12 protein-coding genes are annotated in these 17,571 nt (G+C 62.7%); 1 reads left to right on the forward strand and 11 read right to left on the reverse strand.

The window, feature by feature from the left end; genetic code table 11:
* Positions 1 to 44: 44 nt before the first annotated feature.
* The 6 genes from purD to prmA all read right to left on the reverse strand — a co-directional run bounded on the left by purD (position 45) and on the right by prmA (position 6,838).
* Positions 45 to 1,340: a phosphoribosylamine--glycine ligase gene (gene purD, locus AC515T_RS03375; protein ID WP_496531431.1), complete on the reverse strand. Its 1,296-nt coding sequence runs from the start codon at positions 1,338 to 1,340 to the stop codon at positions 45 to 47.
* Positions 1,341 to 1,495: 155 nt separating this feature from the next.
* Positions 1,496 to 3,103: a bifunctional phosphoribosylaminoimidazolecarboxamide formyltransferase/IMP cyclohydrolase gene (gene purH, locus AC515T_RS03380; RefSeq protein ID WP_496531432.1), complete on the reverse strand. Its 1,608-nt coding sequence runs from the start codon at positions 3,101 to 3,103 to the stop codon at positions 1,496 to 1,498.
* Between the two features lie 83 nt (positions 3,104 to 3,186).
* The gene (gene fis / locus AC515T_RS03385) at positions 3,187 to 3,507 is read right to left on the reverse strand and encodes a DNA-binding transcriptional regulator Fis (protein ID WP_003186237.1); all 321 of its coding nucleotides are present in this window, start codon (positions 3,505 to 3,507) and stop codon (positions 3,187 to 3,189) included.
* Positions 3,504 to 4,511, reverse strand: a complete 1,008-nt coding sequence (gene dusB / locus AC515T_RS03390; RefSeq protein ID WP_058544597.1) for a tRNA dihydrouridine synthase DusB — start codon at positions 4,509 to 4,511, stop codon at positions 3,504 to 3,506. Before dusB ends, fis begins: the two co-directional genes overlap by 4 nt.
* A 185-nt stretch (positions 4,512 to 4,696) precedes the next feature.
* Positions 4,697 to 5,929, reverse strand: coding sequence for a DUF3426 domain-containing protein (locus AC515T_RS03395; protein WP_496531433.1), 1,233 nt, complete (start codon positions 5,927 to 5,929; stop codon positions 4,697 to 4,699).
* A gap of 30 nt (positions 5,930 to 5,959) precedes the next feature.
* Positions 5,960 to 6,838 carry a 50S ribosomal protein L11 methyltransferase gene (gene prmA / locus AC515T_RS03400; protein WP_496531434.1) on the reverse strand — a complete coding sequence of 293 codons (879 nt, stop codon included), beginning with the start codon at positions 6,836 to 6,838 and terminating at the stop codon, positions 5,960 to 5,962.
* Between the two features lie 192 nt (positions 6,839 to 7,030).
* Here prmA and AC515T_RS03405 point away from each other — a divergent pair, with 192 nt between their 5' ends.
* Positions 7,031 to 11,002, forward strand: coding sequence for a type III effector 1 (locus tag AC515T_RS03405; protein WP_496531435.1), 3,972 nt, complete (start codon positions 7,031 to 7,033; stop codon positions 11,000 to 11,002).
* A gap of 80 nt (positions 11,003 to 11,082) precedes the next feature.
* On the opposite strand, the gene accC is transcribed toward AC515T_RS03405, so the two are convergent.
* The 5 genes from accC to AC515T_RS03430 form a co-directional block, all read right to left on the reverse strand.
* Positions 11,083 to 12,438 carry an acetyl-CoA carboxylase biotin carboxylase subunit gene (accC, locus tag AC515T_RS03410; protein WP_496531436.1) on the reverse strand — a complete coding sequence of 452 codons (1,356 nt, stop codon included), beginning with the start codon at positions 12,436 to 12,438 and terminating at the stop codon, positions 11,083 to 11,085.
* A 17-nt stretch (positions 12,439 to 12,455) separates the two neighbouring features.
* On the reverse strand, positions 12,456 to 12,920 hold the full coding sequence (gene accB, locus AC515T_RS03415; protein WP_053118072.1) for an acetyl-CoA carboxylase biotin carboxyl carrier protein: 465 nt from the start codon (positions 12,918 to 12,920) through the stop codon (positions 12,456 to 12,458).
* Between the two features lie 48 nt (positions 12,921 to 12,968).
* Positions 12,969 to 13,421, reverse strand: coding sequence for a type II 3-dehydroquinate dehydratase (gene aroQ, locus AC515T_RS03420; RefSeq protein WP_092331086.1), 453 nt, complete (start codon positions 13,419 to 13,421; stop codon positions 12,969 to 12,971).
* A 362-nt stretch (positions 13,422 to 13,783) separates the two neighbouring features.
* Complete coding sequence (locus AC515T_RS03425) at positions 13,784 to 15,730, reverse strand: methyl-accepting chemotaxis protein (RefSeq protein WP_496531437.1); 1,947 nt, start codon at positions 15,728 to 15,730, stop codon at positions 13,784 to 13,786.
* Positions 15,731 to 15,782: 52 nt separating this feature from the next.
* Positions 15,783 to 17,453: a GGDEF domain-containing response regulator gene (locus AC515T_RS03430; RefSeq protein WP_192263661.1), complete on the reverse strand. Its 1,671-nt coding sequence runs from the start codon at positions 17,451 to 17,453 to the stop codon at positions 15,783 to 15,785.
* Between the last annotated feature and the right edge of the window lie 118 nt (positions 17,454 to 17,571).

Here is a 17,571-nt window from a genome sequence, read left to right on the forward strand (position 1 = left end):
AGTCAGGCAAGGGCCGCAGACCCTTGCCTGGCTGAATGGCCGGGTTATTCCAGATTTTCGCCACGCTCACGGGCAATGGCACGGTAGCCAATGTCCTTGCGGTAGAAACAACCTTCCCAGTCGATCTCGGCGGCAAGCTTGTAGGCCTGCTGCTGAGCTTCATCGACACTGGCGCCCATGGCGGTGGCGCAAAGCACACGGCCGCCGGCGGTGACCACTTGCCCATCCTTTAACGCGGTGCCTGCATGGAAGACTTTGCCTTCCAGCCGGGCTGCGGCGTCCAGGCCTTGGATTGCGCTACCTTTGGCGTAGTCGCCCGGGTAACCGCCGGCCGCCAATACAATACCGACGCTTGGTCGCGGATCCCATTGGGCTTCGACCTTGTCCAGGGCCTGGGCCAGCGCGGCCTCGACCAGCAGGACCAGGCTCGATTGCAGGCGCAGCATGACCGGCTGGGTCTCAGGATCGCCGAAACGGCAGTTGAATTCGATGACTTTTGGGTTACCAGCCTTGTCGATCATCAGGCCTGCGTAGAGGAAACCGGTGTAGACGTTGCCTTCCTCGGCCATGCCGCGCACGGTCGGCCAGATCACCTGGTCCATGACGCGCTGGTGCACCTGGGCGGTCACCACCGGGGCTGGGGAGTAGGCGCCCATGCCGCCGGTGTTCGGGCCGCTGTCGCCATCGCCGACGCGCTTGTGGTCCTGGCTGGTGGCCATCGGCAGCACGTTCTTGCCATCGACCATGACGATGAAGCTGGCTTCCTCGCCGTCGAGGAACTCTTCGATCACCACGCGGGAGCCGGCGTCACCGAAGGCATTGCCGGCGAGCATGTCGCGCACGGCGTCTTCGGCCTCGGCCAGGGTCATGGCAACGATCACGCCTTTACCGGCGGCCAGACCGTCGGCCTTGATCACGATCGGTGCGCCTTTCTCGCGCAGGTACGCCAGGGCCGGTTCGATTTCGGTGAAGTTCTGGTAGTCGGCGGTCGGGATCTTGTGACGCGCCAGGAAATCCTTGGTGAATGCTTTCGAGCCTTCCAACTGCGCGGCACCGGCGGTGGGGCCGAAGCAGTCCAGGCCGCGGGAGCGGAACAAGTCGACCACGCCGGCGACCAGCGGCACTTCCGGGCCGACGATGGTCAGCGAGACGTTCTTCTCGGCGAAGTCGGCCAGTTGCTCCAGGGCCAGCACGTCGATGGCGACGTTTTCGCACTTGGCTTCGATGGCGGTGCCGGCATTGCCCGGGGCCACGAAAACCTTCTGCACACGGGGATCCTGGGCCACTTTCCAGGCCAGGGCGTGTTCACGGCCACCGCTGCCAATGATCAAAACATTCATTTCAAAAACCTCGGATGACGCTGATTCTGTTGAGCATCGCACAGATGCTTTTCTGTGGGAGCGAGCTTGCTCGCGATGGCGGAGTGTCAGTCAACATCTACGTCACCGACAGATTGCATTCGCGAGCAAGCTCGCTCCCACAGTGGGTCGGTGTATCAGTGACGGAAGTGGCGCATGCCGGTGAAGACCATGGCGATGCCGGCTTCATCAGCCGCGGCAATCACTTCAGCGTCACGCATCGAACCACCCGGCTGGATCACCGCGGTGATGCCGACCTTGGCTGCGTTGTCGATGCCGTCGCGGAACGGGAAGAACGCATCGGAGGCCATGACCGCGCCCTGTACCTGCAAGCCGGCGTGTTCAGCCTTGATGGCGGCGATGCGGGCCGAGTTCACGCGGCTCATCTGGCCGGCGCCGACACCGATGGTCTGGCGGTTCTTGGCGTAGACGATGGCGTTGGACTTGACGTACTTGGCGACTTTCCAGGCGAAGATCAGGTCGTTGATTTCCTGCTCGCTCGGGGCGCGCTGGGTCACCACTTTCAGGTCTTCGCTGCCGATCATGCCGATGTCGCGGCTCTGGACCAGCAGGCCGCCGTTGACGCGCTTGTAGTCCCAGGCCGGCGCACGATCGGCCGACCACTGGCCGCAGGCCAGCAGGCGCACGTTGGCCTTGGCGGCCACGATGGCGCGGGCTTCTTCGCTGACCGACGGGGCGATGATCACTTCGACGAACTGGCGTTCGACGATGGCCTTGGCGGTCTCGGCGTCCAGTTCACGGTTGAAGGCGATGATGCCGCCGAAGGCCGACTCGGTGTCGGTGGCGTAGGCCAGTTCGTAGGCCTGGCGGATGCCGCCCTCGGCGTCCGGGCTCACGGCCACGCCGCACGGGTTGGCGTGCTTGACGATCACGCAGGCGGGCTTGACGAAGCTCTTCACGCATTCCAGCGCGGCGTCGGTGTCGGCCACGTTGTTGAACGACAGTTCCTTGCCTTGCAGCTGGGTAGCGGTGGCGATGCCGACTTCGGCAGGCTTGGCTTCCACGTAGAACGCCGCGCTCTGGTGCGGGTTCTCGCCGTAGCGCATTTCCTGGGCCTTGACGAACTGGGTGTTGAAGGTGCGCGGGAATTCGCTGCGGCCTTCGGTCGACAGGGTTTCAGCGGCCTGGTTCACGGTGCCCATGTAGTTGGCGATCATGCCGTCGTAGGCCGCGGTGTGTTCGAAGGCCTTGAGCATCAGGTCGAAACGCTGGGCGTAGGTCAGGCCGCCGGCCTTGAGGTTCTCCAGCACGTTGGCATAGTCGCTGGCGTTGACCACGATGGCCACGTCCTTATGGTTCTTGGCCGCCGAGCGGACCATGGTCGGGCCGCCGATGTCGATGTTTTCAATGGCGGTCGGCAGGTCGCAGCCAGGCTTGTTGATGGTGGCTTCGAACGGGTAGAGGTTGACCGCCACCAGGTCGATCGGCTTGATGCCGTGTTCGTTCATGATGGCGTCGTCGATGCCGCGACGGCCCAGGATCCCGCCGTGGATTTTCGGGTGCAGGGTCTTGACCCGACCGTCCATCATTTCCGCAAAACCGGTGTAGTCCGCGACTTCCACTGCGGCAACGCCGTTGTCCTGCAGCAGCTTGAAGGTCCCGCCGGTGGAGAGAATCTCGACGCCCAGCTGTTGCAGCTCGCGGGCGAATTCGAGGATCCCGGTCTTGTCGGAGACGCTGATCAAGGCGCGGCGGATCGGCAGGCGGGTGGTCTGGTCGGTCATTTCAATTTCCATCAAAAGCAAGGGAAGTCAGCAAAAAAGGCGACCGTTTTTTATGCGGGCGCCTTTCTGGTTTGATTGAATGCTTACAGCAGATCGTACTGCTTGAGTTTCTTGCGCAGGGTGCCGCGGTTCAGGCCCAGCAGCTCACTGGCTTTGGTCTGGTTGCCCTTGACGTAGTTCATCACGCTTTCGAGCAGCGGTGCCTCGACTTCGGAAAGCACCAGGTTGTACACATCCGTGACGGCAGCGCCCTCAAGGTGGGCGAAATAATTGTGCAGCGCCTTCTCGACACTCCCGCGAAGGGTCTGGCCTTCTTCGCTGGGCGTATTGAGGTGCTGTTTCAAATTCACGTTGTCGCTCACGGGTGTTGTTCCACTCACTAAAGTCTCGGTCATCATCGTCATGCGGCCACCCCTTCGTCCCCTGTCAGGCTCTTGTAACGCTCAGCGAAGAACGCCTGAACGTCGGCGCATTGTGCTTGTGTACCATCCAAACGATTGAAACGGGCGCGAAACTCCCTGGCGCCCGGCAGGGTTGCGAGATACCAGCCCACATGCTTGCGAGCGATGCGTACGCCCATGACTTCTCCGTAGAAGGCATGTAGCGCGGCCAGATGCTCTAGCAGAATACGTTCCACCTCGGACAACTGCGGCGCAGCGAGCTTTTCGCCAGTGCGCAGGTAGTGTTCGATCTCACGAAAAATCCATGGTCGCCCCTGGGCGGCCCGGCCGATCAACAGGCCATCGGCACCGGTGGCGTCCAGCACGTACCGGGCCTTCTCGGGCGAGTCAACGTCGCCGTTGGCAAAGACCGGAATCGACACCGCCTGCTTGATCGCGGCGATGGTGTCGTACTCGGCTTCGCCGGTGTACAGGTCGGCACGGGTGCGGCCATGGACCGCCAACGCCGTGATGCCCGCCTGTTCGGCGATCTTCGCCACCACCAGGCCATTCTTGTTCTCCCGGTCCCACCCGGTGCGGATCTTCAGGGTCACCGGCACATCGACCGCGGCGACGACCGCCTGCAGGATCTCGGTGACCAGCGCTTCATCTTTCAACAGTGCCGAGCCGGCGGCCTTGTTGCAGACCTTCTTCGCCGGGCAGCCCATGTTGATGTCGATGATCTGCGCTCCCAGCTCGACATTCGCCCGGGCCGCCTCCGCCAGCATCTGTGCGTCGCCACCGGCGATCTGTACCGAGCGGGGCTCGGGATCGCCTTCGTGGATCATGCGCAGACGCGATTTGCGGGTGTTCCACAAACTCATGTCACTGGTGACCATTTCCGAAACCACCAATCCTGCGCCCAAACGTTTGCACAGCTGACGAAAGGGCTGGTCGGTGACGCCCGCCATAGGGGCGAGAACCAGGCCGTTCTGCAATGTATATGGGCCGATGCGTACCGCCGACATAGGACTTCCCTGAAGTGGGGCCGGATCATGAGACTTCGAAAAAGGGTTGGCATGATACCCGCTCTCGATGACTGGATAAAGATCGAATTGGATAAAATCTGAACAGCTATTTTGTTATCGCCAGCGGTTTGGTCTGGGTGGGGTCAGTCAGAAAGCTGCCGTCAATTGGCCGACCCTGGCCGGTTTCATTCGGGGGAATGAAAGCTCAGGCTGTAGTTCACCGCCTTGGGTCCCGGATCCAGGATATCCAGTGCGATGTGGATGGGCGTTTGCGGCGGCATTTCGCCGCGGCCCTCGAGATCGCCCCCCAGGTACTCCCCGGGCTTGAAGCGACGGCTGGCGATCAAGTGGCCGTTGAGGTCGGCAAAACGCAGCTCCAGCAACGGAAAAGGTTGGGAGAAGGGCGCACGGTTGTAGATGATCGCGTCCACCACCAGGGCGCCGCTGAACTCCGGATGGCTGCGCACCACCAGGTTGCTGCTTTTGATCTTGGCGATGTCGACCTTGGACGGTACGTCGCAACCGATGGTCGGGCAGATTTGCAGGAACCATGGCCGGTACTGGTCCTGGCGGGCCAGTTCTTCGAAGTGATAGGCGATGTATTGGCCACCCAGGGCGGCGGCGGCGAGCAGTATCAGCAGGATCCACAAAAAGCGTCGACCCCAGGGCGAACGGCGTTTGCGCCAGTCCAGTTGCAGCGGGTCGTCGTCCAGGTCGTGGAGGGCTTCGGCACGTATTCCCGGCTCTTGGCGTTCCCGTGACTTGCGCAGTGGCAGCGGTCGCTCGGGCTCGTCGTCGTGGTCGTGGTCATCGGTGGCGGACAGGCGCTCGAGGTGTTCGTCGGGCTCGTCGTCCAGCGCGAGGTGGAGCGGGGCGGCCGGTTCGTCGTCCGGCTCCAGCGGCTCGAGGGCCAGGGACAGGGACGGCTCGGTACGCGGTGGCCGGGCCGGCTCGTGGGGCTCGAACGGTTCGAAGGGGGTATCGAGGACGGTTTCGACGTGTTCGCTCGAGGTTTCGCTGTACAGGCTGTCGGGCCAGGCTTGCTCTTCGCTGGAGTGCGAGTCGCGTTGTGCGCTCAGGTTGTCTTCCCGGCGCCGACCGGCATTGCCCGGGGCGCGATTGTCACGTCGCTCCAGGCGTGCCAGTTCCTTGTCCAGGTCATCCAGATCCAGCTCGGCGGCGCTCCATTGTTTCTGGCTGATCGCCCGGGGCGGGGCTTCGGCGGCCGGCTTGGCGGGCGGCGCGACGGCAGGCGCCGCTTGCTTGGCTGTGCGTTGTTCCAGCAACTGTTGTGCGGCATTGAATACCTGCAGGCACGAGCCGCAACGAACCACCCCGCGGGCCACGCTCAATTGAGCATGGCTGACGCGAAAACGGGTGTGGCAATGCGGGCACTGGGTGACGAAGCTGTCAGTCATGCGGCAATCCGGTGGATACAGGCGCTCATTCTAGCGCCGACGTCCGGTGATGCGCACCCAGCCATCGCGATTGGCGATCGGGTCCAGGTCAAAGTCCGCGGCATAAGCGGCGGCGACCTCTTCGCCCTGTTCGGCGAGGATGCCCGACAGCGCCAGGCGTCCGCCCGGTTTGACCAGACTCGACAGTTGCGGCGCCAGGGACACCAGCGGGCCGGCCAGGATATTGGCCACCAGCACGTCGGCCTGGACCTGTGGCAGGTCCTGCGGCAAGTACAGTGGGAACAGGGCTTCGGCGATGTTGTTGCGCCCGGCGTTGTCGCGGGAGGCTTCCAGGGCCTGGACGTCGATGTCGGTGCCGACCGCTTCCCGGGCGCCCAGCAGCAGCGCGGCAATCGCCAGGATCCCCGAGCCGCAGCCGAAGTCGAGCACGTTGCAGCCCTTCAGGTCCTGGCCGTCGAGCCATTCCAGGCACAGCGCGGTGGTCGGGTGGGTGCCGGTGCCGAACGCCAGGCCCGGGTCCAGCAGCAGGTTGACCGCGTCCGGCTCTGGCGCGGCATGCCAGCTCGGGACGATCCACAGGCGCTGGCCGAAACGCATCGGCTGGAAGTTGTCCATCCAGCTGCGTTCCCAATCCTGGTCATCGATCACTTCGCTGTGGTGCTCGGGCAGCGGGCTGCCGGTCAGCAGCTCGAGATGGGCCAGCACGCTGGCCGCCTCGGTGCCGCCTTCGAACAGGGCCAGCAGGTGGGTGTGGGACCACAGCGGGGTGGTATTGAGCTCCGGCTCGAAGATCGGCTGGTCTTCGGCGTCCATGAAGGTTACCGATACAGCGCCTACTTCAAGAAACGCGTCTTCGTAGGTTTCGGCTTGTTCCGGGCTGATGGCCAGGCGTACTTGCAGCCAAGGCATGGCGGGTACCTTTGAAAAAGATCTACAGGGGGCAGCGCAAGGCTGCAAAGGCGCGCAGTGTACGCCAGGTCGCCGCCAAAGTGGATAAGCGAGTCTCGCGCCGTCGGGGTGGTGTTTCGATATATATATGTATGCCATGGGCATGCCGCAAGGCGGATAAGGTGCCGGTCCACACAGCAGGGAGGATTGTGTATGGACATCATTGCCGAACGGCAAGGCAACATGGAGCGCACGGGGGCGGTCGATTCCCCGCCGGAGGCTACCGCACAGGCGACCCTGGAGAAACTGACACGTTGGCAGGAAGCTATCGACGCGCGACTGCATACCCAGATGAGCCTGCTGGAGGTGCTGGAGGAATACTTGCTGGTCGAGCTGCGCACCTACCATTACCAAGGCAACATCGATCCACACTTCGTGGGCACCCTGCTCGATACCGTGCTGCAACGCATGATCGACCAGGCGCCTTTGGTGTACGACGAGGCGCAAGACGCGCCCTACCGTTGGCCCGACGGGCCAGACTTGGGTTTTGCGGCCGAGCGCCGGGAGTTCGTTGTCCAGGCGGTGGAGGGCGCGGCCTCAACGTTTGTCGATCACTACAAGGACTATTTGCGTCGGCATTGGCGGATGACTTCGCACGAGGCCTCGCTCGAAGACGTGGTCAGGCAAAAACTGGATGGGCACAGGGTCGCGGTCGACGAGCTGTTTCGGCCCGAGCGTCTGGTTGGCCTGGGTGTCGATGAGTTGCGAGAGCAGATCGAAGCGCTCCAGGACGCCTGGCGCCGGACGAGTCGCTTGACCGCATTGGCAACCACGGCCGAGCGCCGGGCACTTGGCGCGCTGGCGCGGTCGCAATTGCCGGATTGGCTGCGGGAGCTGAGCCCTCCCGATCGTGAATTGTTACGCGCTTTTGAGAATCGGGCCGCGCAGGCGCAAATGCTGGTGGATGAGCGGGTCGATGGTCTGGGCTCGCTGCGGGTCTTCGCTCGGCAATTGGCCAGGGACTATGTCAGGCAAGAGTTGGACATGGAGGTCGAGCCGGACAGCATTCGCGTGCAGTTGCAGTGGCGAACGGTCGTTGGTCAGCCCGTACGCACCTACAGCCTGAGTGAACTGGTGGCGGCAGGCCCGGTACGACCGGACGCGGTGTCGGTGTTCCTGGTCGAGAACGGCGGCATGCTCCGTAACCAGCCTCTTTCATCAGCCTTCATTGCGCAGTTACTGGTGAGCGTCGACGCGCCCGCCGGCTACCTGCCGGCACTGGCTGAGCGATATGAGGGTGGGGATCTGAAGGACGCCATGCTCGATTGGTTTTTGGCGCGGTTGCAGCACAGTGCGTTTGTCGCCCGTTGCGCGGGCCAGTTGTCGGTAACCAGCCATGACCACCTCGGCGCCCTATGGGAAGGCGACATCGTGAGGCCAATCGCCGGCGGGTTGCGTGTCGCCAGCCTGATGCTTCCCAATGGCCTGAAGTGTGTCGATCTCCTGGTGTTTTATCGTGAAGACGTGGGCGGTGATGTCAGTGGCCTGCTGCTGTTTGCCCCCGGCAAACCCGATGGCCAGGAGTGGATCGAATTGCCCTCGCTGCGGGCCCTGAGCGGCGAAGTCGGTGCCTGGACCCAACACGAGGCCGGGCGCGAATATCTATTGCAGCAACTCTCGCCGATGGATCGTGGGCAGACCCGGGCGTACTTTGCCCACGTGGTGGAAAAACCGGTTTCCTGGGACCTGGAACAAGACCTCAGGGGGGCGGAGGCAGGTTTCAGGACCTGTCTGCAGAACGCTGTCTCGACCGGCCTGGCCAATAACCTGATGCACGTGGAGCTGAACGAGTCGCCTCGCTGGTACTCGGCGTTGCCGCTTGAGTCCCGGCGCAACATCAGCGGCTTGAGCCAGGAATTTTTGGTTCAGCAGCAAGTATTCGATGAGCAGTTCGTGGGTTATGAAGTGTTCATGGACTTCGCCAAGCGGACCTTCGCCGACATGATCGCGCCCTACCTGCGCAGCAAGGGTGTGCCTGAGCCGGTCGATCCGGCCACGGTCTTCATCGACTACCGTCCGGGGCTGGCCGCCGAGAAAAAAACCGCCAGCCTGCTGGACCTGGCGATCTACGGATACGAGCACAACGCTGACATCGACGACCCCGCCAAGGGCGTGCGTTCTTCTATCGGGCAGGATCTGAAGCAGGTTCGCAGTGCCGACCTGGCCTCCTACCTTCGTGTGGCCTACCTGGGTGAGCGATATGCCAAGCACATCCGTGCCGGGTTCCTCGATGCCACGGCGCCCGAGTATGCGAAGCGCCGCGAGGCGTACCGCTACTTGCTGCTGGCCAGGATGGACCGCGACCTGCGTGTGGCCTACGGCAAGTCGATGGTGAGCACCGAAGCGTTCCAGTGGCTCACCCGGCAAGTCACGCTACTGAGCGATGGGCGAGTTGCAAACAGCGCTACGTACCCCGGTGTCGCCGTGACGCGCGAAGGCGTGATCAAGCTGACCGTCGGTGGTCATGTGGTGTTGGGCGTCTACGTGTTCACCTACTTCGATCCGAAGGCGTTTTACTGGTTGTACACACCCGACGCGCCGGACGGCATCCTGTTTCGTCCGTACCTGGCGTTTTCCGGAAGCGTCGCGGCGCAACTGCAGGATTACATGCTGGAGCGGGTCGCACTCGCCGCGCGTGCCGCCGTGGGGCGGACACTGGTGGCGCTGGCGGCTGGGAGCACTCGCGTCGATACGTTGCGTGAGCTCAATCGGCTGATTGATCTGCGTGCCGAGTTCGATGCCGGCATCGAGCGCGCTGTCACCGACGTGGAGGACATCACCACCAGTCGTGCCGAAATGATCCGCAACCAAGTGTTCAAGGGCCTGATCTTCGCGGCGGTTCCGGTGTGCATGGTTTATCCGCCCTTTACCTTGTTGCTGGACATGGGCTTGATTGCCGTCAGCGCCGGGCAGGCCATCGAGAGACACGTGCAAGGCGACACGGAGGGCGCGCTCGGTCACTGGCTGGTCGCGACCTGGGGGACGCTGTTCGCCACGCTCGGCGCCGCCAGCATGGCCACGGCATTGGGGCACGCGGCCAGGCACTTGCAGCGTGCCGTGAAGCCCTTGTCATTGTCCGCGCAACGCTTGAGAAGCGTGTCATCGGTGGTCGCCAAAGAGTCCGGGCCGCTGGTCCCGGCCATACGTCTCAAGCCGCAGCAGGCGGTCGACAGAGCACCGGAGAATCTGCAGCGGGTGACGGATGAGGGGATTTTTTTCGGCACCTATCGCAGCCCGCCCACTGTTTCTCAACCGCGTAGCACCTACTACATCGCGAGCGGGGGCAAGTACTACCAAGTGAAGAGGGACCCTTACTTTGACGGCCTGTGCCTGGTGGATGCCAGGCGTCCCGATGCGCTGTACAAATTGCCCATACGCCGGATGGCGAATGGCAAGTGGACCCATAACAAGGTCGGTTTGAGCGGGGGCAATGATGAAGTGCGCAACCTGGGGCGAATAGGCGATTTGCGCGAAGCGTTCCCCGGGCATGTCTTCCCGGACGTGACAAGGGGGGCGTTGCAGGGCGAGGCCGTGGTGGCGAGGTTCAGCGAAGCGGCGGACAACTACCTGTTCTCGCTCAATGCACAGGCGTGCGTGATCGCTTCGTTGTACAACCCGACCACCCGGGTCGGGGCGGTCATTCATTTCGATCACAACATCCGCGCGCTGATTGAGCGCAGTGTCCGGGATGTGATGCGGCGGCTGGGGGGATCGGCCAAGGATGTTCGTGCCACCTTGGTCGGCGGGGACTGGTTGACGGGGACTGACATCGGCGAGCCGGTCAGGCAGGTGATGAGGAAGTACGGGCTGCGACCGACCTGGGATCACTGGTCGTATTCTTCCTGCCTGGGCAATAACTATGGCGTGTCACTGGATCTGCGCACGGGTGTCACGTCGGTATTCAAGACGTCCGGCAGTCAGGTCGAACGCTTTTACATACCCGTGCTGGCGCGAGCGAAGAACAACACCGATCCGGTGTCCATGCGGGCTCGCGGATTCATGGCGCGCATGCGCAGCGACATCCTGGTCGAAAATGCCAGCGGCGTCGTACTCACCCAGCAGGGGCGGCGGGCGAATGCCGCGACGGTCGAATCACACGCGTACTCCACGGTGGAGTTGAAGTGATCCGCCGCCTGCTCTTTTGAGGCGTGCACAAAAAAAGACCCCGGCCAATGGACCGGGGTCTTTTTACATCACGTGAAGCATCAGTGCTGGTTGCCCAGCTTGTGCTCCAGGTAATGGATGTTGACGCCGCCTTTGCAGAAGCCTTCGTCACGTACGAGGTCGCGGTGCAGCGGGATGTTGGTCTTGATCCCGTCCACCACGATTTCGTCCAGCGCATTGCGCATGCGCGCCATGGCTTCTTCACGGGTCGCCCCGTAGGTGATCAGCTTGCCGATCAGCGAATCGTAGTTCGGCGGAACGGCATAACCGCTGTACAGGTGCGAATCGACGCGAACGCCATTGCCGCCCGGAGCATGGAAATGCTTGACCGTGCCTGGGCTTGGCATGAAGGTTTTCGGGTCTTCGGCGTTGATCCGGCATTCCAGCGCGTGACCGCGGATGACCACGTCATCCTGGGTGAACGACAGCTTGTTGCCGGCGGCGATGCTGAGCATCTCCTTGACGATGTCGATACCGGTGACCATTTCCGAAACCGGGTGCTCCACCTGAACACGGGTGTTCATTTCGATGAAGTAGAAACGACCGTTCTCGTACAGGAACTCGAAGGTGCCGGCGCCGCGATAGCCGATGTCGATACAGGCCTTGACGCAACGCGCCAGGACTTCCTGGCGAGCCTGCTCGTCGATGCCCGGTGCCGGCGCTTCTTCGAGGACCTTCTGGTGACGACGTTGCAGCGAGCAATCGCGGTCGCCCAGATGGATCGCATGGCCCTGGCCGTCGGACAGCACCTGGACTTCGACGTGGCGTGGGTTGGTCAGGAATTTTTCCAGGTAGACCATCGGGTTGCCGAACGCCGCGCCAGCTTCGGAGCGGGTCAGTTTCGCCGAGGAAATCAGGTCTTCTTCCTTGTGTACCACGCGCATGCCGCGACCGCCGCCGCCGCCAGCGGCCTTGATGATCACCGGATAACCGACTTCGCGACCGATGCGCAAAGCGGTTTCTTCGTCTTCAGGCAGTGGGCCGTCGGAACCCGGAACGGTCGGTACGCCGGCGGCGATCATGGCGTGCTTGGCCGAAACCTTGTCGCCCATCAGGCGGATGGTGTCGGCTTTCGGACCAATGAAGGCAAAACCGGAGTTTTCCACCTGTTCGGCGAAGTCGGCGTTTTCCGCCAGGAAACCGTAGCCTGGGTGAATGGCGGTGGCGCCGGTCACTTCGGCAGCGGCGATGATCGCCGGGATGTGCAGGTAGGAGTGCGCAGCCGACGCCGGACCGATGCAGACGGATTCGTCCGCCAGGCCCAGGTGCATCAGTTCTTTGTCGGCCTTGGAGTAAACGGCGACGGTCTTGATGCCCATCTCTTTGCAGGCACGCAGAATCCGCAGGGCGATCTCACCGCGGTTAGCGATCAGAACTTTTTCCAACTTCGCAGTCATCAAAGGCTCTCCGCGGTTCAAACGATGGTGAACAGCGGTTGGTCGTACTCAACCGGCTGGCCGTCTTCGACGAGGATGGACTCGATCACACCGCTGGTTTCAGCTTCGATGTGGTTCATCATCTTCATGGCTTCGACGATGCACAGGGTGTCGCCTTTCTTCACGGTCTGGCCGACTTCAACGAAGGACGGCGAGGATGGCGAAGACTTGCGATAGAAGGTGCCCACCATTGGCGAACGAGCGACAGTGCCGTTCAGCGTCGGCGCCGCCGGTGCGGCGGGTGCTGCTGCGGCAACCGGGGCGGCTGCTGGAGCAGGCGCGGCGGCCGGAGCCTGCATCGGGGCCGGTGCATAGAACTGCTGGGCCGGGGTCTTGCTGTGGCGGCTGATGCGTACGGACTCTTCGCCTTCCTTGATCTCAAGCTCGTCGATGCCGGACTCTTCCAGCAATTCGATCAATTTCTTAACTTTACGGATATCCATGAATCATCAACTCCCAAGGGTCGGTCAGGGGCGTTTAACGCTTGTTGTTCAAGCTGGTGCCTGTTTATCAAGCTGTTCTAGGGCGGCCTCCAGGGCCAGTCGGTAACCGCTGGCGCCAAGGCCGCAGATCACTCCCACTGCTACATCGGAGAAGTAGGAGTGATGGCGGAAAGGTTCGCGTTTGTGCACGTTGGACAAATGCACTTCGATGAATGGGATGCTCACCGCCAGCAGCGCGTCACGTAATGCGACACTTGTATGTGTAAAAGCTGCTGGATTGATCAAAATGAAATCCACGCCTTCGCCACGCGCGGCGTGGATGCGGTCGATCAGTTCATATTCGGCGTTGCTTTGCAGGTAGAGCAAATGATGGCCGGCGTTGCGGGCCCGCTGTTCCAGGTCCTGGTTGATCTGGGCCAGTGTCACGGCGCCGTAGACGCCCGGTTCACGGGTGCCCAGCAGGTTCAGGTTGGGTCCGTGGAGGACCAATAGGGTCGCCATCTGCTGTTCCTTGTTATCTGTGAGCAGGTATCAGAACCCGGCGACTATGCCGCAAAGCCTTAATGACTGTCCAGTTCTCGGCAATAGCCAGCACGATGACCGATGTTTGCGCGAAATTTGTGACCATGCCCCCGGATCTGGTCACCCGCGTTCGGACAACCTGCACGGGACCTTGTGGGAGCGAGCTTGCTCGCGATGACGGCGACACATCCAACATCGATGCAAGCTCACCCACCGCTATCGCGAGCAGGCTCGCTCCCACAGGAGATGGCGGCTGACGATGAGTGTTCACTTCTTTCGGAATCGACCCTGTGGCGAGGGAGCAAGCTCCCTTGCCACAACGATTCATCCAGTCTTTGGCGCTAGACCCGAAAGGCCTGCACGGCGGTGTGCAAACGTCCGCCGAGTACCAGGAGATGGTCGCCCTGTTCCCGGCCCTGGCCGATGCGCAGCAGGTTGTCCCCGCCCAGTTGGTGAATCCGCTCGCTGTGATCGCGGATTTCGCTGACGGCACCGCTTTGCTGGGCGGTGACGTCGGCGATGCGTACTGCCGTGTCGGAGATGGTCTGGATGGCGCCGACGATCTCGTCCAGCGCGCCGTCGGCCGCTTGCGCCTGGCTGGCGGTGGCTTCGGCGTGTTCGACCTGGGCGCGCATGCCATCCACCGATTGGCGCGCGGCCAGTTGCAGGCGGGCGATCAGTGTCTGGATTTCGGCGGTGGCGCCGGCCGTGCGCTGGGCCAGGGAGCGGACTTCCTCGGCCACCACCGCAAAACCCCGGCCCATTTCCCCGGCGCGAGCCGCTTCGATGGCGGCGTTGAGGGCCAGCAGGTTGGTCTGATCGGCAATCGAGCGAATCACCGTCAGCACACCGCCAATGGTGGCCGATTCCTCGGCCAGTTGCTCGATCATCTGTGCGTTGCCTTGCACTTCCCCCACCAGCGCATGCAGGCCCGTAAGGCTCAGGCCGATGACTTTCTGCCCTTGTTCCACCGCTTGCCCGGCGCTGCGGCTGGCGTCTGCGGCCTGGCTGGCATCGCCGGCCACTTGCTGGATCGTCGCTTCCAGCTCGCTGAGGGAGTCACGGATCAACGCCGTATCGTCGGCCTGATCCTCCGCACCACTGTGCAGTTCGCCGCTCAGCTCGGCCAGGGCCCGGCTGCTGCCGGCGACCTGTTCGGCATTTACCCGAATGGTGCCCACCAGGTCCACCAGGTAAGCGCGCAGGCGATTGAGCGAAGCCCCGATGTCCTGCATTTCGCGGTTGCTGGCGCCTACGTGGATGTCCCGGCTGAAGTCCCCCTCGGCCCAGGTCGACAAGGCCGGAGCCAGGTGCGTCAAGGTGCGGGCCAAGCGCCGCTGCAAGGTGTCGATGAGCAGCGCGATCAGCAGGATCAGGCCGATCATCACCCCCTGAATCATGCGAACCTCCCCCTGGATCTGCCCGTGCTGGGCCCGGACCGCCGGTTCCAGGGTATCGATCGCCGTTTGCACATCGGCGATTTTCAGGTGCGTGGCACTGCTCAGTTCGGTGCGTTTCTGGATCAGTTCGCGGGTGCGGGTCAATTCCGCCGGGTAACGGCCGAGCAGGCTGTTGAGTTCGCGCTTGAGGGCGATGCCGGCGTCTTCGGCGGCGGTTTTTTCCTGGGTTTCCAGGCCCATCAGCGCGGCGAAATCATCGCTACCCGATTCGCTACTGGCGGTGACGCCCAGCAGGGGCAGGCTGTCGAGGCGTTCGGCCTCGACACGGATGCTTGCCAGTTCCCGTTCGACATCGGCGGCCAATTCACTGCGGCCGCTGCTGACCAGTTTGTCCCGCGTGAGGGACAACCGGCCCAGGTGCTGCGAAGCGGCAAACAACGGGGGCAGGTAGGCCGGGGCGCCATTGGCGTATTGGGCCAGTTGATCGAGGCTGGCGCTCAGTTCACGCTCGGCCTGCAGCAGCAAGGCCTGTGGATCGCCGGCCAGTTTGCCGGCGGCCAGCAGATCGGTCTTGCTGAAGCCGTCGAGGTTCGACAGGCTCGGACGCAGGGTCTTGGCCAGCTCCGGGGGAAACTGGTCGAGGTCTTTTTGCAGAGTCTCCAGGGCTTGGGTGGCCGCGCTCAGGCGCAAGGCGTCGCCGCTGGCCAGGTAGTCCTCGATGTTACGCGCCACTTCGCCCTGGAACTGCCGCGACAGACCCAGGTAACGCTCCATCAGCAAATAGGGTCGTTCCAGGGCGATCTGCGACCACCATAAGGTGGCTCCAAGGCCCAGGCACACGGCAACTAAAAGAAGGGTGTTGAGATTGGTCAGCAGCTTCAGGCGCATCAAGGGTCTACCGGGGGCAGAATCGTAAGTGCTTGAAGTTATTGCGTTTGCGTTACAGGTTTATGACCGAATCAGTCGATTCCGATGAAAAGGTGGCACTTTGCTTTGATTGCCGGGCGCTCTGTACCCGGTTGCGTCCGGCGTGCTTGGCGCGGTACAGCGCTTCGTCCGCCTGGCTGGCCATCATCAGGCTGTCGGAGTCATCGCTCATCTCCACCACGCCAGCGCTGAAAGTGCACCACAAATCATGGGGCTGGGCCGGGTAGTGGATTTCGGCAAAGCGCTGGCGAATCTCGTCCAGCACCTTGCAGGCGGCGTCGATGTCGGTGTCGGGCATGACGATGGCGAACTCTTCGCCGCCGTAACGGCCGATGAAGTCGGTCTTGCGCAGGCGCTGCTTGAGAAACAGCGCCAGGCTCTTGATCACCCGGTCGCCCATGGGGTGGCCGTGGCTGTCATTGACCCGTTTGAAGTGGTCGATGTCGAGCATGGCGAAGCTCAGGGGCTTGCCTTCGCGACGGGCGCGGAAGCTGCAATCCTCGAGCAGTTGCAGGATATGGGTGTGGTTGTACAGGCCGGTGAGGCTGTCGCGCACCATCCGCGCCTTGAGGTTGCGCGCCCGGGCGGCACGGTTGCGCACGGTGGTGATCAAGTGCCGGGGCTTGATCGGTTTGGTCAGAAAGTCGTCGCCACCTTCGCTCATGGCGTCCAGTTGCTTGTCCAGGTCGTCTTCGGCGGACAGGTAGATGATCGGCACGCTGACGTAGCGGTCATTGTGCCGGATCACCTTGGCCAGTTCCGTGCCGGTGCAGGCTGGCATGTACATGTCGAGGATGATCAGGTCGGGCTGGAAGTCCGCCAGCTCGGCCATGGCCTGGATCGGCTCGATCAGCGTGCGGGTGATGATGCCGGCGCTGTTGAGCAGGCGTTCGGTGTGCAAGGCCTGGGCGCGGGAGTCATCGATGATCAGCACTTTGTAGGGGTCGTACTGGGCGACGCAGGTCAGCACTTCGATCTTTTCCAGCAGGCTCGAGGCTTCGAGGGTGCCGGTGAGGAATTCCTGCCCGCCGGCGCGTACCGCGGCCAGGCGTGTCGGGGTGTCGGTTTCCAGCAAGCTGAAGAACAGCAACGGCAACGGTTGTTCCAGGCCTTCCTGGGCTTCGGCGGCCAGTTTCAGGCCGGTGCCCGGGCCGCTGAAGTCCACATCCATGACAATCGCCGCCGGCAGGCGCTCGACCATCGAGGCCCGGAACGCCGCGACACTATCCAGCGCCTGGGCGCTGAGGCCGAAGAACTCCAATTGCTTGGCCAGGCGTTCGGCGCGGTCATGGTCCTGCAGCATCACGTAGATGGGTTTGCGCAGCGGCGGCAGGAAGGTTTGTTCGAGCTGGTCGCCGTGGCGCAGGCCGGTGCGCGACAAGCGCTGCATCAGGCGGTTGATTTCGGTGATCAGGTGGCTGCTCAGGCGCCCGCGATTGGCGTCCACCGCTTGCAGCGACTGGCTGATGCCTTGGGCCAGCAGGGAATGCTCGGGCTGTTCGAAGCGCTCGGCGAAGCGCAGCAGGCGCAGATTGGCTTCGCTGAGCTCCGACAGGTCGGTGCTTGACCACTCACTGCGCTGCAGGCGCTGCCAAATCTCCAGGATCTGGCGAGCCTGATGAATTACCCGCTGGGCAAAGTGGTGCTTGAGGCGCTCACGGCTGGGGTCTTCTGGCTCGGTCATATCCTGACTACTAGTTAGGGTGCATGCTGAGGTCGACTGGTGGCTCTATGCTAGCACCTCTTTTCCTCCACATGAGTGTCATACGTCAATATTCTGTCCAGTCGCCCAATTCAGTTTG

The sequence above is a fragment of the Pseudomonas sp. FSO-7 genome (assembly GCF_059579345.1).

What these genes read in the sequence shown, in the direction of transcription:
- purD (WP_496531431.1), bottom strand. Translation starts at nt 1,340, where the DNA reads ATGAATGTTTTGATCATTGGCAGCGGTGGCCGTGAACACGCCCTGGCC.
- purH (WP_496531432.1), bottom strand. Translation starts at nt 3,103, where the DNA reads ATGACCGACCAGACCACCCGCCTGCCGATCCGCCGCGCCTTGATCAGC.
- fis (WP_003186237.1), bottom strand. Translation starts at nt 3,507, where the DNA reads ATGACGATGATGACCGAGACTTTAGTGAGTGGAACAACACCCGTGAGC.
- dusB (WP_058544597.1), bottom strand. Translation starts at nt 4,511, where the DNA reads ATGTCGGCGGTACGCATCGGCCCATATACATTGCAGAACGGCCTGGTT.
- AC515T_RS03395 (WP_496531433.1), bottom strand. Translation starts at nt 5,929, where the DNA reads ATGACTGACAGCTTCGTCACCCAGTGCCCGCATTGCCACACCCGTTTT.
- prmA (WP_496531434.1), bottom strand. Translation starts at nt 6,838, where the DNA reads ATGCCTTGGCTGCAAGTACGCCTGGCCATCAGCCCGGAACAAGCCGAA.
- AC515T_RS03405 (WP_496531435.1), top strand. Translation starts at nt 7,031, where the DNA reads ATGGACATCATTGCCGAACGGCAAGGCAACATGGAGCGCACGGGGGCG.
- accC (WP_496531436.1), bottom strand. Translation starts at nt 12,438, where the DNA reads ATGACTGCGAAGTTGGAAAAAGTTCTGATCGCTAACCGCGGTGAGATC.
- accB (WP_053118072.1), bottom strand. Translation starts at nt 12,920, where the DNA reads ATGGATATCCGTAAAGTTAAGAAATTGATCGAATTGCTGGAAGAGTCC.
- aroQ (WP_092331086.1), bottom strand. Translation starts at nt 13,421, where the DNA reads ATGGCGACCCTATTGGTCCTCCACGGACCCAACCTGAACCTGCTGGGC.
- AC515T_RS03425 (WP_496531437.1), bottom strand. Translation starts at nt 15,730, where the DNA reads ATGCGCCTGAAGCTGCTGACCAATCTCAACACCCTTCTTTTAGTTGCC.
- AC515T_RS03430 (WP_192263661.1), bottom strand. Translation starts at nt 17,453, where the DNA reads ATGACCGAGCCAGAAGACCCCAGCCGTGAGCGCCTCAAGCACCACTTT.